Genomic DNA, 15762 nt, shown 5'->3' with positions numbered 1-15762 from the left:
CGCAGGTTCAAATCCTGTCCCCGCAACCAAATGGTCCCGTGGTGTAGTGGTTAACATGCCTGCCTGTCACGCAGGAGATCGCCGGTTCGACCCCGGTCGGGACCGCCATTTCATATAAAGAAAAGAACGAAACAAGTTGTTTCGTATTTTTTTATTTGTTTTAACAAAAAACTAATAAAGACAGTCAAACTATCCTTAGGACAACTCCTAAGGACTTTTTTATATATTCAAAACCTGTATAATAAAGAGCAGAGAACATTGTGAGTAAAGTAGGTGAAATCTGTGAGTAAGTATGAAGTAACAACAAAATCTTCTGAGGAAACACAAAGGTTATCAGAAAAACTAGGTGAGCTCGTAGAGGCACAAGATGTAATTATTTTAGAAGGAGATCTTGGAGCTGGTAAGACGACTTTTACAAAGGGACTAGCAAAAGGTCTTGGAGTGAAAAGAGTTGTAAATAGTCCTACCTTTAATATCATCAAAGAATATAAAGGAAGATTACCGCTATATCATATGGACGTGTATCGCTTAGCAGAAAGTGAAGAGGACTTAGGCTTTGATGAATATTTCTACGGTGAAGGAATTACGGTAGTAGAATGGGCTCATTTAATAGAAGCATATTTACCGAATGAAAAGTTACAAATTAGTTTATTCCATGCTGGAGATGACACAAGAAAAATTATACTCGAGCCAATTGGAGATCGCTATATTAGATTATGTGAGGAGCTATTACAAGATGAAAGTACTAGCAATTGATACTTCAAATTACGTAATGGGTGTATCCCTTATTGAGGAAGGAAACGTAATTGGGGAAATCATTACAAATTTAACAAAAAACCATTCTGTACGTCTTATGCCAGCTGTAGAGAAACTGTTAAAAGAGTGTGGCGTAAAACCGAAGGAATTAACTAAAATCGTTGTAGCTGCTGGACCTGGATCCTATACAGGTGTTCGCATAGGCGTGACAGCGGCGAAAACATTAGCTTGGTCACTTCAAATACCAATTGTAGGTGTATCAAGTTTAGAGGTAGTAGCTGCAAACGGTGCTAACTTTAACGGATTAATTTGTCCTTTATTTGATGGAAGACGTGGGCAAATTTATACTGGGTTATATACATATGAAGGAGAGCAGTTAACTTCAATAGAAGAAGACCGAATTATTCTTATTGTAGACTGGTTGCAAATGTTAAAAGATAAAGGACAGCCTGTTTTATTTATCGGTAACGATGTTAAATTGCATAAAGAAACAATTATAGAACATTTAGGTGATCAAGCTGTATTCGCTCCATTTACTAAAAATAACCCAAGACCAAGCGAGCTAGCATTCTTAGGATTACAAAAAGAAGAACAAGATGTGCATACGTTTGTTCCAAGCTATCTTCGTTTAGCTGAAGCTGAAACAAAGTGGTTAGAAAGTCAAAACAAGTAGGAGCTTGCAGAAGATGGATATGATGTTTAGAAAGATGGAGCTTGATGATATTGCTCAAATTGTAGCTATTGAAGAAGCGTCTTTTTCAACTCCTTGGACTGCAGATGCCTTTCACCGTGAATTAACGATGAATGAACATGCACATTATATTGTGTTAGAAAAAGATGGTCGTGTAGTCGGGTATTGTGGATTGTGGATAATTATTGATGAATCACATATAACAAATATAGCTATTTTGCCAGAATACCGAGGTCAAAAGTTAGGAGATGCCCTATTGAAAGCAGTTATTTCTGAAGCGAAAGAACTAGGGGTAAAAACAATGACACTTGAAGTACGTGTATCAAATGAAGTAGCAAAGCAGTTATACAGAAAATACGGATTTCAAAATGGTGGGATTCGTAAACGATACTATGCAGACAATCAGGAAGATGGTCTCGTAATGTGGGTGAATATATAATGGAAAAAAATACGATTATACTTGGTATTGAAACAAGTTGTGATGAAACAGCAGTAGCAGTTGTTAAAAATGGAACGGAAATTATTGCGAATGTCGTTGCATCACAAATTGAAAGTCATAAACGTTTTGGCGGCGTTGTACCAGAGATTGCATCCCGTCATCATGTAGAAGAAATTACAGTTGTGTTAGAAGAAGCTTTAAAGGAAGCAAACATCACATTTGATGATATTGATGCAATTGCTGTAACAGAAGGTCCTGGTTTAGTAGGAGCACTTCTAATTGGAGTAAATGCAGCGAAGGCAGTAGCGTTTGCACATGATATTCCGTTAGTCGGTGTTCATCATATTGCTGGTCATATTTATGCGAACCGTTTAGTAAAAGAAGTTCAATTCCCGTTATTATCACTTGTTGTATCTGGTGGGCATACAGAACTTGTTTATATGAAAGAACATGGTTCATTTGAAGTAATTGGTGAAACACGAGACGATGCAGCTGGAGAAGCATATGATAAAGTAGCTCGTACGTTATCTATGCCATATCCAGGTGGTCCTCATATTGATCGCCTTGCACATGAAGGAGAACCGACAATTGATTTGCCTCGTGCATGGCTAGAACCAGATTCATATGATTTTAGCTTTAGTGGATTGAAATCAGCAGTTATCAACACTGTGCATAATGCAAAACAACGCGGTATAGAAATTGCGCCAGAAGATTTAGCGGCAAGTTTCCAAGAAAGTGTAATAGATGTACTTGTAACGAAAGCAGCTCGTGCAGCAGAAGCTTATAATGTAAAGCAATTACTTCTTGCTGGTGGAGTAGCTGCTAATAAAGGACTTCGTGCGCGATTAGAAGAGGAATTTGCACAAAAAGAAAACATTGAATTAATTATTCCGCCGCTATCTTTATGCACAGATAATGCAGCGATGATTGCAGCGGCAGGGACAATTGCTTATGAACAAGGTAAGCGTGCAACATTAGCCTTAAATGCAAATCCAGGATTAGATATTGAAGCATAGTTATGCACATAATTAACCACAGGTTGTGGATAAAACCCATATTGTCTGTTGATAATATGGGTTTTATTGTGTATATAAAATGTTGATAACTTTTTTGTTGATTGTGGATAATGTGGAAAAGTTATTTTAAGGTTTATTTTATAAAGGTGGATATGTGTATAAACTTGTGGATAAATAGGATGATGTCAGACCTTTGAATTTGTTCTTTTTCGGGAAATAAAAGGTAAGAAGATATCCCCGAAAAACATTTTGAAACATCACCCCATTATAGAAGATGCTAATATTGTCAATCTTTGTCGTTAAATCGATATTTCGTGTCAAATTGTTAATATATATAGGGTTACGATAGATATATTTGAAAAATCGTTAGTATATTCTAAGTTACGATTGATATACTCAAAAAATTGTTTCTGTATTAAAAGAAAAGAAGATGTCGCATAGTCAAAAATCCTGACTTATGAGACATCTTCTTTATTTAAATATGCTTATACATGCAGCTCTTCCCATTCTGCCATACAAGTTTCAAGTTGTTCTTGTAGCGTTTGCTTTTTAGTTGTAATTTCACTAGCTTTTTCATAATCTGCATATATTTCTGGTAAGCAAAGTTGATCTTCTAACGTAGCAATTTCTTCTTCTAATTCTAATATACTTTGTTCTAGCTCTTCAATTTTTCTAGTGCGTTGACGCTCTAGTTTTTTACGCTCTTTTTCTTCTAAATAATTTAATTTCTCTTGTGCAACCACCTTTTGAACAGGAATGTCACTTTCTTGCTGTTCAAGTTCTGCACGTTCAATCATTTCATTTTTCTTTTCAACGTAGTAATCGTAATCCCCTAAATATTCCTGTGCACCTTCTGTTGATAACTCAACCACAGTCGTTGTTACACGGTTAATAAAGTAGCGGTCATGTGAGACGAATAGAAGAGTCCCTGGGTAATCAATTAAAGCATTCTCCAAAATTTCTTTACTATTTAAATCAAGGTGGTTCGTAGGCTCATCTAGAATTAATAAATTTGATTTTTGCATCATAAGTTTTGCAAGAGCTAATCGAGCTTTTTGTCCACCACTAAGGGAAGATACTGGTTTCAGTACATCATCTCCTGTGAATAAAAAATTCCCGAGTATAGTACGGATTTCTTTTTCAGGTTGCAGTGGATATTCATCCCATAGTTCATTTAAAACCCGTTTAGAAGATGTTAAGTTTGCTTGTTCTTGATCATAATAACCAACAGATACATTTGATCCGAAAGAAACATCACCATTTAATAGTGGTAACTTATTCACAATAGACTTTAATAATGTGGATTTCCCAATTCCATTTGGACCAACTAAAGCAACACTATCTCCGCGAGTTAAGCGCATAGTTACATGTTCAATTATAGGGTTCTCATCATAGCCGATGGTTGCATCATTTACTTGTAAAACATCATTTCCACTTTGCTTTTCAATATCGAAGTGGAATGATGCTGACTTAGAATCCCCTAATGGTCTTGTTAATAATTCCATTCTGTCTAGTTGTTTACGGCGACTTTGAGCCCGTTTCGTTGTAGAAGCGCGAGCTATATTCTTTTGAACGAAGTCCTCAAGTTTTGCGATTTCATCTTGTTGTTTTTCGTAACGTTTCATTTCTTGCTCATATAATGCTGATTTTAAGTCTAAATATTTACTGTAGTTACCAACAAATCGTCTGCTTTCTTTATTCGAAATTTCATATACTTGTGTAACGAGTTTGTCTAAGAAATAACGGTCATGTGAAACGATTAATATTGCGCCAGGATAACCTTGTAAATATTGCTCAAGCCACGTTAATGTTTCGATGTCTAAATGGTTTGTAGGCTCATCCAAAATAAGTAAGTCTGGTTTTGTTAATAATAATTTCCCGAGAGCTAATCTTGTTTTTTGCCCGCCGCTTAAAGTAGAAATCGTCGTCTGGTGCGTTTCAACTGGGAAGCCAAGGCCGCTTAAAATGGAGCGAATATCCGCTTCATATTGATATCCACCTTGATCTTTATAATTGAGTTGCAATTGGTCATACTCAGCTAACAATCTTTCATATGTAGCTTCGTTTGAAAAGTTTTCTTCTTTTCCCATTTCTTGCTCAAGCCTTCGAAGTTTTGTCTCCATTTGCTGTAAGTGGGTAAAGACGGTTAGCATTTCATCCCAAATTGTTAAAGACGTTTCTAGTCCAGTATTTTGAGCTAAATATCCGATTGAGACATCTTTTGGTTTTATAATTTCGCCACCATCATGAGATAATTCACCAGCGATTATTTTTAATAATGTAGATTTTCCTGCTCCATTCCTTCCAACTAATGCGATACGATCTTTTGTTTGTACTTCCAATTTTATGTTTGCCAGAATTGTTTCTGCACCGTATAATTTCGAAAGCGCGTTTACTTGTAATAAAATCAATGTTTTCACCTCAAATAATTTCTTAACTTTGCCATGTTTATATTTCTCAATCATACTAAAAATAGTGTATAGTTTAAAATAAAGAGAGAATACTTCTTCTCTTTATTATACAAGGAATTTAATGAGTGCTAAACTTCTGTATTTGATTAAAGTATATGAATAATGATAGGAAGAGAGGAGAGGTCATATGGATCAGCAAAAGATTCCACAAGCCACTGCTAAAAGATTGCCTCTATACTATCGATTTATCCAAAACTTATCTCTTTCTGGTAAGCAGCGTGTTTCATCGGCCGAATTGAGTGAGGCAGTAAAAGTAGATTCCGCAACAATACGAAGAGATTTTTCGTATTTTGGAGCGTTAGGGAAAAAGGGATATGGATATAACGTAAATTATTTATTATCATTTTTCCGCGAAACACTTGATCAAGATGATATAACACGTGTAGCACTTATTGGAGTAGGTAATTTAGGGACCGCTTTCTTACATTATAATTTCACGAAAAACAATAATACAAAAATTGAAATGGCATTTGATGTTAGTGAAGAGAAAGTTGGAACAGAAATCGGGGGCATTCCTGTATATCATTTAGATGAATTAGAAGAGAGATTATCAAATGATATACAAGTGGCAATATTAACAGTACCAGCCACAGTAGCACAAGCTGTAGCAGATAGATTAGCTGAAACGAGCGTGCACGGTATTTTGAATTTCACACCAGCGCGATTAAACGTATCAGAGAATATTAGAATTCATCATATTGACTTAGCTGTAGAGTTACAAACATTAGTTTACTTTTTGAAAAACTATCCACAATAAAACGCAGAGGAAGCGACCTCTGCGTTTTATTATTGTTTCTTCTTTGTGAATTTAACTAATATAAGGCGAAGTGCCAAATTAAAATCAATTGTTGCCATAACTGCAAATAGTATTGTCCACATATTCCAGATTGTATCTGTCACGTTCGTAATGGCCAAGCGTGTAAAGATACATCCAAGAAGGAAGTATAGTGCAGCCATGAACAATGGTGAGTTTCTCATACAAAAAATCCTCCGATAAAGCCTTGCATTTTTTCAGCTTCTTTAATCATTTCTTGAATTTGCTCATTGCTCATAAAAATTTGCCCAATAGCAACTAATGTATTCATCGCAACATGAGCTGCAATCGGAACGATAATACGTTTCGTCTTCACATATAAGAAGGCGAATACGAGCCCCATAGCAGTGTATACCAATAAGTGAGTAAAATCAAAATGAATTGCTGCGAATACAAGCGAACTAATGATAGCTGCAATAAAGAAGTTAAACTTCTTATAAAGTGCACCAAATAAAATTTTTCTAAATACGATTTCTTCTAAGATAGGTCCGATTATAGATACGACAATAAGGAACCAAGGTGTCGTTCTTGCAATTTCCATCAGTTTCATTGTATTTTCTGAACCTTGCTTAATTCCTAGTAGCTGCATCTCGATCATACCGGCAACTATTTGTGAAAAGAAAGCTAAGAAGAACCCGATGAAAATCCATCCAATAGTAGCTGGGACAGAAGAGCGCATTGCATCTAAATGCCTGTCACGAATATCTGTTCTAAGTAACCAAAGTATGATACATAATGCAACAAAGAAGCTAATAATTGCCCAGTGTCCCATTATGATTTGTCCTTTTTCCTCAATGGTAAATCCTCTATTATCATAGAGTCCTGTTTTTAGGAGAAGTGGTAATCCAACAACGCCAGATAACTGCATTAAAATGTATGTAACGATAATCCACCAGTATTGTTTCTTCAAATGGTTTAACCATCCTTTCTAACTCTAGTGTATGAGATAAGGTAGGATAACATGTAAATATGTTATCTACGATATAAACTTTCATTCGAATTATGATTTTTTTGTAAATCTTTATTTGAAATTAAAGTAGGAGACAGGAAAAAGTTGTACGTTTAGCGAAAACAACTTAGGGTGTCTTTCATATTGTAACATACGAGTAGGGGAAACAACGATTCATATAGTAAAGGCGGTATTCTATATAGAAAGTTTATATAGTAATTTGCGAAAAAATTATGATTTTTTTACTTGCAAAAGAAATTGAGATTATTTATTATTATAAGTGTGTTAGCACTCGGATGACTTGAGTGCTAATAAAAGAAATTTACATAACAAAATGAGGAGGTTATTGTTCATGCTAAAGCCATTAGGTGATCGCGTTGTAATTGAGCTTGTTCAAGCAGAAGAAAAAACAGCAAGTGGTATTGTATTACCAGATACTGCAAAAGAAAAACCACAAGAGGGTAAAGTTGTTGCAGTAGGTACTGGTCGAGTGCTTGAGAATGGTGAGCGTGTTGCTTTAGAGGTAGCAGCAGGTGATCTTATCATCTTCTCAAAATATGCAGGTACTGAAGTGAAATATGAAGGTACAGACTACTTGATTTTACGTGAAAGTGACATTTTAGCAGTTATCGGTTAATTATATAAATCTTAAAAAATCCAAGGGGGTCAATTATTATGGCAAAAGATATTAAATTTAGTGAAGAAGCACGTCGTTCGATGCTTCGCGGTGTCGACACTCTTGCAAACGCAGTAAAAGTAACACTTGGACCAAAAGGTCGTAACGTTGTACTTGAGAAAAAATTTGGTTCACCACTTATTACAAATGATGGTGTAACAATCGCAAAAGAAATCGAATTAGAAGATGCATTCGAAAACATGGGTGCGAAGTTAGTAGCAGAAGTTGCTAGCAAAACAAACGATGTAGCTGGTGACGGAACAACAACTGCAACTGTATTAGCGCAAGCTATGATTCGTGAAGGTCTTAAAAACGTAACAGCTGGTGCGAACCCAATGGGTCTTCGTAAAGGTATCGAAAAAGCTGTTACTGCTGCAATTGAAGAATTAAAAACGATTTCTAAACCAATCGAAGGAAAATCTTCTATCGCACAAGTAGCTGCTATTTCTGCAGCTGACGAAGAAGTAGGTCAATTAATCGCTGAAGCAATGGAGCGCGTTGGTAACGACGGCGTTATTACTTTAGAAGAGTCTAAAGGATTCACAACAGAATTAGACGTAGTAGAAGGTATGCAATTTGATCGTGGATATGCATCTCCTTACATGATTACTGATTCTGACAAAATGGAAGCAGTTCTTGATAACCCATACATCTTAATCACTGACAAAAAGATTTCTAACATTCAAGAAATCTTACCAGTATTAGAGCAAGTGGTACAACAAGGTAAACCACTTCTTATCATTGCTGAAGATGTAGAAGGCGAAGCTTTAGCTACATTAGTAGTGAACAAACTTCGTGGTACATTCAACGTAGTAGCTGTTAAAGCTCCTGGATTTGGTGACCGTCGTAAAGCAATGCTAGAAGATATCGCAATCTTAACAGGTGGCGAAGTAATCACTGAAGAATTAGGCCGTGACTTAAAATCTGCTACAGTTGAATCTTTAGGACGCGCTGGTAAAGTTGTTGTAACGAAAGAAAATACAACTGTAGTTGAAGGTGTAGGAAGCACAGAACAAATCGAAGCTCGCATCGGTCAAATCCGTGCGCAATTAGAAGAAACAACTTCTGAATTCGATCGTGAAAAATTACAAGAGCGTCTTGCAAAACTTGCAGGTGGCGTAGCGGTAATTAAAGTAGGTGCAGCAACTGAAACTGAGTTGAAAGAACGCAAACTTCGCATTGAAGATGCACTTAACTCAACTCGTGCAGCAGTAGAAGAAGGTATCGTTGCAGGTGGTGGTACTTCACTTATGAACGTATACACAAAAGTAGCTTCTATCGTAGCTGAAGGCGACGAAGCAACAGGTATCAACATTGTACTTCGCGCACTAGAAGAGCCAGTTCGCCAAATCGCAATCAACGCTGGTCTAGAAGGATCTGTAGTTGTAGAGCGTCTAAAAGGCGAAAAAGTAGGCGTTGGTTTCAACGCAGCTACTGGCGAATGGGTTAACATGCTTGAGTCTGGTATCGTAGATCCAGCTAAAGTAACTCGCTCTGCACTTCAAAACGCAGCATCTGTTGCAGCTATGTTCTTAACAACTGAAGCTGTAGTAGCTGACAAGCCAGAACCAAATGCACCAGCAATGCCTGACATGGGCGGCATGGGCATGGGCGGTATGGGCGGAATGATGTAATTCCGTTTGCCCTAAAAAACATCCATTTCTATATAGAAATGGATGTTTTTTTATGTTTTTTAAAAAAGGAAATGAATTTCTGTAGAATTTTGTCGCTTTCTCTCTTGACCATATTGATACTTCATTGTTAGAATCTAGGAAGATAATATAAAACGATCCTTCATATATCCTCAATGATATGGTTTGAGAGTCTCTACCGGGTTACCGTAAACAACCTGACTATGAAGGCAGTGTGTCTTATATTTATAAAGAGCGGAGACTATCTTTCTTTATAAAGCCAGACCCCTGCCTTTTCTTTGTTATGAGACTAGAGGCGGAGGACTGGCTTTTTTTATTATATTGGTAATGCTTTTCGCCAAATTGGTGAAAATATTTATATACGAGAACTAACGTTGGGGTGATTATTTTGAAGAAACAACACGATACAATTATCGTTTTAGATTTTGGAAGTCAATACAATCAGTTAATAGCACGTCGAATTCGTGAGTTCGGTGTATACAGTGAACTTCATCCACATACAATTACTGCAGAAGAAATTAAAGCAATGAATCCAAAAGGGATTATTTTCTCTGGTGGACCAAATAGTGTATACGGTGAAGGTGCATTACATTGTGATGAAAAAATCTTTGAACTAGGTTTACCAATCTTCGGTATTTGTTACGGTATGCAGCTTATGACGCAACACTTCGGTGGTAAAGTAGAGCGTGCAAATCACCGCGAGTACGGAAAAGCTGTTCTTAAAGTAGAGAACGAATCAAAATTATATGCGAACCTTCCAGAAGAGCAAGTTGTATGGATGAGCCATGGTGACTTAGTAACTGGTTTACCTGAAGGATTCGTAGTAGACGCAACAAGTGAATCTTGCCCAATTGCTGGTATGAGCAATGAAGACAAAAACTTATACGGTGTACAATTCCACCCAGAAGTACGTCACTCTGAGCACGGTAACGATTTAATTAAAAACTTCGTATTCGGTGCTTGTGGTTGTTCTGAAGGATGGAACATGGAGAACTTTATCGAAGTAGAATTAGAGAAAATCCGTGAAACGGTTGGAGACAAAAAAGTACTATGCGCACTTAGCGGCGGTGTAGACTCTTCTGTTGTAGCAGTGTTAATTCATAAAGCAATTGGTGACCAATTAACATGTATTTTCGTTGATCACGGTTTACTTCGTAAAGGCGAAGCGGAAGGCGTTATGAAAACATTTAGCGAAGGCTTCCATATGAACGTTATTAAAGTGGATGCAAAAGACCGCTTTATGGACAAGTTAAAAGGTGTAGAAGATCCAGAACAAAAACGTAAAATCATCGGTAACGAATTCATTTACGTATTTGATGATGAAGCGTCTAAATTACAAGGTATGGACTTCTTAGCGCAAGGTACACTTTACACAGATATCGTTGAGAGTGGTACAGCAACTGCACAAACAATTAAATCTCACCATAACGTTGGTGGACTTCCAGAAGACATGCAGTTCAAATTAATCGAGCCTTTAAACACGTTATTTAAAGACGAAGTACGTGTATTAGGGTCTGAACTAGGAATTCCTGATGAAATCGTATGGCGTCAACCATTCCCAGGACCGGGTCTTGGTATTCGTGTATTAGGTGAAATCACAGAAGAGAAATTAGAAATCGTTCGTGAATCTGATGCGATTTTACGTGAAGAAATTATTAAAGCGGGCTTAGACCGTGAAATCTGGCAATACTTCACTGCGCTTCCTGGTATGCGTAGCGTAGGTGTTATGGGTGACGAGCGTACTTACGATTACACAGTAGGTATCCGTGCGGTAACATCTATCGACGGTATGACAGCTGACTGGGCACGTATCCCTTGGGACGTATTAGAGAAAATCTCTGTACGTATCGTAAACGAAGTAAAACACGTTAACCGTATCGTGTATGATGTAACGAGTAAGCCACCAGCAACGATTGAGTGGGAATAGTATTTATAAAAAGGTCCATCTATTGCTTATGCATAGATGGATCTTTTTTATTTTGGTATTAATACGAACGAAACTATAAAATTTTATAAAAATGTTCGTTTTTAAATTGACAAAACTACTTCGTCGAGTTAATATGATTATGTAATTCAAACGAAAAGTGAATATTATAGCCGTCGTATAATATCGGGGATATGGCCCGAAAGTTTCTACCTAGCTACCGTAAATGGCTTGACTACGAGGCGTTTGTATAAAGATGAGGGGAAACTTGTCTTTGTTTATAGAACGCTTCCATGTATAAATGCAATGGAAGCCTTTTTTATTTCTCGGGATAAAAGAGGGCTAGGAGAAATGCGGCGAGTAATCATATAACGGGGGAAACGTAAGATGAAACGCTATTTTCAGTTTGATGAGCTCGGTACGAATTATAAGACTGAGTTCATAGCAGGGTTAACGACATTTCTATCTATGGCTTACGTACTATTTGTCAATCCTGCTACGCTGTCGCTTGGAAATGTTAAAGGGTTACCAGCAGGTACAGGGATGGATCCAGGTGCAGTATTCGTTGCTACGGCATTAGCGGCAGCGATCGGTTCGTTAATTATGGGTATTTTCGCGAAGTATCCAATTGCTTTAGCGCCGGGTATGGGAATTAACGCGTTCTTTGCTTATACAGCAGTGTTAACGATGGGTATTCCGTGGCAAACGGCCATTGCTGGAACATTAATGTCAGGTATTATCTTTATTATTCTTACTGCTTCAGGTATTCGTGAAAAAATCATTAATGCAATTCCATCGGAGTTAAAGTTTGCAGTAGCAGCAGGTATTGGATTATTCATTGCTTTCCTTGGATTCCAAAATGCCGGAATTATCGTGAAAAACGATGCGGTTCTTGTTGGGTTGGGGGACTTAACAAAGGGCACAACGTTACTAGCAATCTTCGGGGTTGTTACTACGATCATCTTCATGATTAAGAAAGTTAATGGTGCAGTATTTTACGGTATGATTCTTACAGCGATCTTAGGAGTTGCAACAGGATTAATTGATACTCCGAAAGCTGTGGTGGGAGCAATACCGAGTCTAGAACCAACGTTCGGCGTGGCGTTAACGCACTTCGGCGATATTTTCACAGTTCAAATGGGGATTGTTATTATAACGTTCTTCTTTATAGATTTCTTTGATACAGCAGGTACGCTTGTAGCGGTTGCGAATCAAGCAGGATTAATGAAGAACAATAAATTACCACGTGCAGGAAAAGCGTTATTTGCAGATGCGATTGCAACTGTAATTGGTGCGATCTTGGGTACATCAACAACAACGTCTTACATTGAATCTTCTGCAGGGGTAGCAGCGGGAGGGCGTTCTGGATTTACAGCAGTTGTAACAGCAGGATTCTTCTTACTGGCACTATTCTTCTCGCCATTACTAAGTGTTGTAACGCCAGCTGTAACGGCACCGGCTTTAATTATTGTAGGAATCTTGATGGTTTCTTCCTTAGGGGAAATTGATTGGAAGAAATTCGAGATTGCAGTACCAGCATTCTTTACAATTATCTCTATGCCACTTACGTATAGTATCGCAACTGGGATTGCGATTGGATTTATCTTCTATCCAATTACAATGGTTGTGAGTGGTCGTCGTAAAGAGGTTCATCCGATTATGTATGTTATGGGAGTTTTATTCGTACTATATTTCATCTACGTTCGTAAATAAAAGGGGTTTTTTGAAAGGTCTAGACTTAAGGGGAGTCTAGACCTTTTTTGCGTCTTCAGAAAATCTTAAGGATTTCCGAGCGTTTTTCTTCAGAAGTTTTCCTATAATAGAAGTTAGGGATTAAAAAAGTGATGGGGGAGATATTGTGGCACACGAAACAATACTTGTCGTAGATGATGAAAAAGAAATTCGGAATTTAATTACAATCTATTTAAAGAATGAAGGATATAAAGTATTACAAGCAGGAGACGGAGAAGAAGGATTACGTTTACTAGAAGAAAATGAAGTACATCTAGTCGTATTAGATATTATGATGCCGAAAGTGGATGGTATTCATATGTGTATGAAGGTAAGGGAAGCGAAAGAAATGCCTATTATTATGCTTTCTGCGAAAACGCAAGATATGGATAAGATTTTAGGGTTAACAACGGGTGCAGATGATTATGTAACGAAACCATTTAATCCGTTAGAGTTAATCGCAAGAATTAAATCTCAGTTACGCCGTTATATGAAAATGAATGGTTTCGCTATACAAAATGAGGACGAGCTAGAAATTGGAGAGATGAAAATAAACATCTCGACCCATAAAGTTATTGTGGACGGAGAAGAAGTGAAACTGACCCCAAGGGAATTTTCAATTCTAGAATTACTAGCTCGTAATCCGGGTATGGTCTTTAGCGCGGAACAAATTTATGAAAAGGTTTGGAACGAAAGATCTTTCCAGTCTGATAATACGGTAATGGTGCATATTCGAAAAGTACGTGAAAAGATTGAGGAGAATCCAAGGAAACCTAGATATATAAAAACAGTATGGGGAGTGGGGTATAAGATTGAAAAAGATATTTAATCCGTTTACTTATGTTAGGAAAATTCGAGAATTAATTAGGAAGATAATAAAGAGTGTGAAACGGAGTATACGAATTCAACTTATTACTGCATTTACTGCTTGTGCGTTATTAGGACTCTTTGTATCAACGAAGATAGTAGCACCTGTTTTTGAAGATGCTAGTCGACATGCTGAGATTAATTATAGAGATGGTATGGAACAAATTAATCGTAAAGCGCAAAGTACCGCGGAAATGATGGTTGATGCAAATAAATTAGATGCTGTACAAAGTATGATAGAGCTAGAAAATGAAAATTTAGAGCAGAGGCAGGATGCTTTTAAAATATTAGTTACGGATGAAAGTGGTAAGGTTTTGTATAAAACGAAGCAGGCGCAAGAAGAACAAATTAATTTGCATAATACAATTCGTAATGCAACTTCGTTTGCTATCAATTATTCAAATAATAATGATATTGAAAGATCTAGAAAAGAGTTTATTACTTTCTCACCTATTACAATTGAAGGTAAAAATTTGTATATGTTTGTGAGCGGAATTCCTCAAGGAGAAGTAGTGTATTATAAAGTAGAAGGGCCATTCCCATTTTTAATTGGTGTACTCGTATTCATTTTCTCTTTCTTCTATATAACAAAGAGAAAGATGAAGCAAATTGAAGCGATGGCACAAGGTGTAAAGGAAATAGAAAAAGGAAACTTAGCGTATCGTATAGAGAAGAAAGGTGAAGATGAGATTGCATCTTTAACAGAAAATATTAATAATATGGCAGAAGAGCTTATGAATAATATAGAAAAGGAACGTAAATTAGAGAAGCAAAAGAACGAGCTTATTACAAATGTATCTCACGATTTGCGTACACCACTGACTTCTATTATGGGTTACTTGCGATTGCTTCGAGATTCTAAATATGAAAATAAAGAGCAACACGATGAATATACGAGAATTGCTTTTGCGAAGTCAGAGCAGTTAAAGAATTTAATAGAAGATTTATTTGAGTATACGAAGTTAACGAATGAACAAGTTGTATTAGAAAAACAAGAAGTATGTGTAAATGAGTTATTGGAGCAATTAATAGAAGAGTTAGTACCGCAAGCGGAAGAGCATGGACTTACGTTTGTTAAGAAGTTTCCTGAGGAACGTGCTTATGCATCGATTGATTCGGAAAAGATGGTTCGTGTATTTGATAATTTACTAATGAATGCAATTAAGTATAGTAAAGATGATGGAGAGATAAAAGTTTCTCTTCAAAGGCAGCGTAGGGATATACAAATTGTAATTGCGAATCATAGTGAAGATTTTACGAGAGAAGAGTTAGCGAATTTATTTGAACGTTTCTATAAGAAAGATCAATCTCGAAGTAGAGTAACGGAAGGGTCGGGACTCGGTTTAGCGATTGCGAAAAGTATTGTTGAGTTACAAGGTGGTAGTATTCGAGCGGAATATAGGGATGGTATTATTCAATTTATCGTCTCGTTACCAATTATAGAGAAATAATAAATGAATAGAATGATATGTGATAAAAAGGCTTATTTTAAAAGAAATAAGCCTTTTTATATTTTTTATAAAAACGTATTGACGATTATACTTTAGAGGTGTAATATAGAACAAGTCGCCGATGACATTAACGTCGCAAGCGACAAACAAAATGAAAAACTTAGTTGACATTAACTAACGAAGATGTTAACATAAGGAAGTCGCAAATGAGCGGCCAAGTAGTTCTTTGAAAACTGAACGAAACAAACAACGTGAAACGTCAATTTTTATTTTAGATGCTAGACAAACTAACTTTATTGGAGAGTTTGATCCTGGCTCAGGATGA

14 protein-coding genes, 1 tRNA gene and 2 riboswitches are annotated in these 15762 nt (G+C 36.8%); of the genes, 12 read left to right on the top strand and 3 right to left on the bottom strand.

Annotated elements, in window-relative coordinates:
• Positions 1-32: 32 nt before the first annotated feature.
• The 5 genes from MR143_RS31945 to tsaD all read left to right on the top strand — a co-directional run bounded on the left by MR143_RS31945 (position 33) and on the right by tsaD (position 2902).
• Positions 33-108: transfer RNA gene (locus MR143_RS31945), tRNA-Asp, on the top strand.
• A gap of 174 nt (positions 109-282) precedes the next feature.
• Positions 283-756: a tRNA (adenosine(37)-N6)-threonylcarbamoyltransferase complex ATPase subunit type 1 TsaE gene (gene tsaE / locus MR143_RS31940; protein WP_000049642.1), complete on the top strand. Its 474-nt coding sequence runs from the start codon at positions 283-285 to the stop codon at positions 754-756.
• Positions 737-1429, top strand: coding sequence for a tRNA (adenosine(37)-N6)-threonylcarbamoyltransferase complex dimerization subunit type 1 TsaB (gene tsaB / locus MR143_RS31935; protein ID WP_000865753.1), 693 nt, complete (start codon positions 737-739; stop codon positions 1427-1429). The genes tsaE and tsaB overlap by 20 nt, the downstream gene beginning before the upstream one ends.
• A gap of 13 nt (positions 1430-1442) precedes the next feature.
• Positions 1443-1886, top strand: a complete 444-nt coding sequence (rimI, locus tag MR143_RS31930) for a ribosomal protein S18-alanine N-acetyltransferase (RefSeq protein ID WP_000367406.1) — start codon at positions 1443-1445, stop codon at positions 1884-1886.
• Positions 1886-2902: a tRNA (adenosine(37)-N6)-threonylcarbamoyltransferase complex transferase subunit TsaD gene (tsaD, locus tag MR143_RS31925; RefSeq protein WP_000414585.1), complete on the top strand. Its 1017-nt coding sequence runs from the start codon at positions 1886-1888 to the stop codon at positions 2900-2902. Before rimI ends, tsaD begins: the two co-directional genes overlap by 1 nt.
• A 485-nt stretch (positions 2903-3387) precedes the next feature.
• On the opposite strand, the gene MR143_RS31920 is transcribed toward tsaD, so the two are convergent.
• Complete coding sequence (locus tag MR143_RS31920; protein WP_000602151.1) at positions 3388-5313, bottom strand: ABC-F family ATP-binding cassette domain-containing protein; 1926 nt, start codon at positions 5311-5313, stop codon at positions 3388-3390.
• A 187-nt stretch (positions 5314-5500) separates the two neighbouring features.
• On the opposite strand from MR143_RS31920, the gene MR143_RS31915 reads away from it, so the two are divergent.
• Positions 5501-6130, top strand: coding sequence for a redox-sensing transcriptional repressor Rex (locus tag MR143_RS31915; protein WP_000372699.1), 630 nt, complete (start codon positions 5501-5503; stop codon positions 6128-6130).
• Between the two features lie 29 nt (positions 6131-6159).
• Here MR143_RS31915 and MR143_RS31910 read toward each other — a convergent pair whose 3' ends face one another.
• Both MR143_RS31910 and MR143_RS31905 read right to left on the bottom strand, forming a co-directional pair.
• The gene (locus MR143_RS31910; protein ID WP_001246205.1) at positions 6160-6351 is read right to left on the bottom strand and encodes a YdiK family protein; all 192 of its coding nucleotides are present in this window, start codon (positions 6349-6351) and stop codon (positions 6160-6162) included.
• Positions 6348-7097 (bottom strand): CPBP family intramembrane glutamic endopeptidase, encoded by a 750-nt coding sequence (locus MR143_RS31905; RefSeq protein WP_000745321.1) that lies wholly within the window; start codon positions 7095-7097, stop codon positions 6348-6350. The genes MR143_RS31910 and MR143_RS31905 overlap by 4 nt, the downstream gene beginning before the upstream one ends.
• Positions 7098-7488: 391 nt before the next feature.
• On the opposite strand from MR143_RS31905, the gene groES reads away from it, so the two are divergent.
• The 6 genes from groES (at position 7489) to MR143_RS31875 (ending at position 15437) form a co-directional block, all read left to right on the top strand.
• Positions 7489-7773, top strand: coding sequence for a co-chaperone GroES (gene groES, locus MR143_RS31900; protein WP_000917311.1), 285 nt, complete (start codon positions 7489-7491; stop codon positions 7771-7773).
• Between the two features lie 38 nt (positions 7774-7811).
• Entirely contained in the window at positions 7812-9446 is a 1635-nt protein-coding gene (gene groL, locus MR143_RS31895; protein ID WP_001029993.1) for a chaperonin GroEL, read from the top strand.
• A 140-nt stretch (positions 9447-9586) separates the two neighbouring features.
• Positions 9587-9688: riboswitch (purine riboswitch) on the top strand.
• A gap of 164 nt (positions 9689-9852) precedes the next feature.
• Positions 9853-11391 (top strand): glutamine-hydrolyzing GMP synthase, encoded by a 1539-nt coding sequence (gene guaA / locus MR143_RS31890; RefSeq protein ID WP_000743911.1) that lies wholly within the window; start codon positions 9853-9855, stop codon positions 11389-11391.
• A gap of 153 nt (positions 11392-11544) precedes the next feature.
• Positions 11545-11646, top strand: a riboswitch (purine riboswitch).
• A gap of 129 nt (positions 11647-11775) precedes the next feature.
• Entirely contained in the window at positions 11776-13101 is a 1326-nt protein-coding gene (locus MR143_RS31885) for an NCS2 family permease (protein ID WP_000833096.1), read from the top strand.
• 145 nt (positions 13102-13246) lie between these two features.
• Positions 13247-13948, top strand: coding sequence for a response regulator transcription factor (locus MR143_RS31880; RefSeq protein WP_000929884.1), 702 nt, complete (start codon positions 13247-13249; stop codon positions 13946-13948).
• Complete coding sequence (locus tag MR143_RS31875; RefSeq protein ID WP_000719249.1) at positions 13932-15437, top strand: HAMP domain-containing sensor histidine kinase; 1506 nt, start codon at positions 13932-13934, stop codon at positions 15435-15437. Before MR143_RS31880 ends, MR143_RS31875 begins: the two co-directional genes overlap by 17 nt.
• Positions 15438-15762: the final 325 nt, after the last annotated feature.

The sequence above is a fragment of the Bacillus cereus group sp. BfR-BA-01347 genome, assembly GCF_022663835.1.
In the GTDB taxonomy this organism is placed as follows: Bacteria; Bacillota; Bacilli; order Bacillales; family Bacillaceae_G; genus Bacillus_A; species Bacillus_A thuringiensis_K.
The sequence above is the reverse complement of the archived record's forward strand: the minus strand, read 5'-3'. Positions and strand labels throughout refer to the sequence as shown.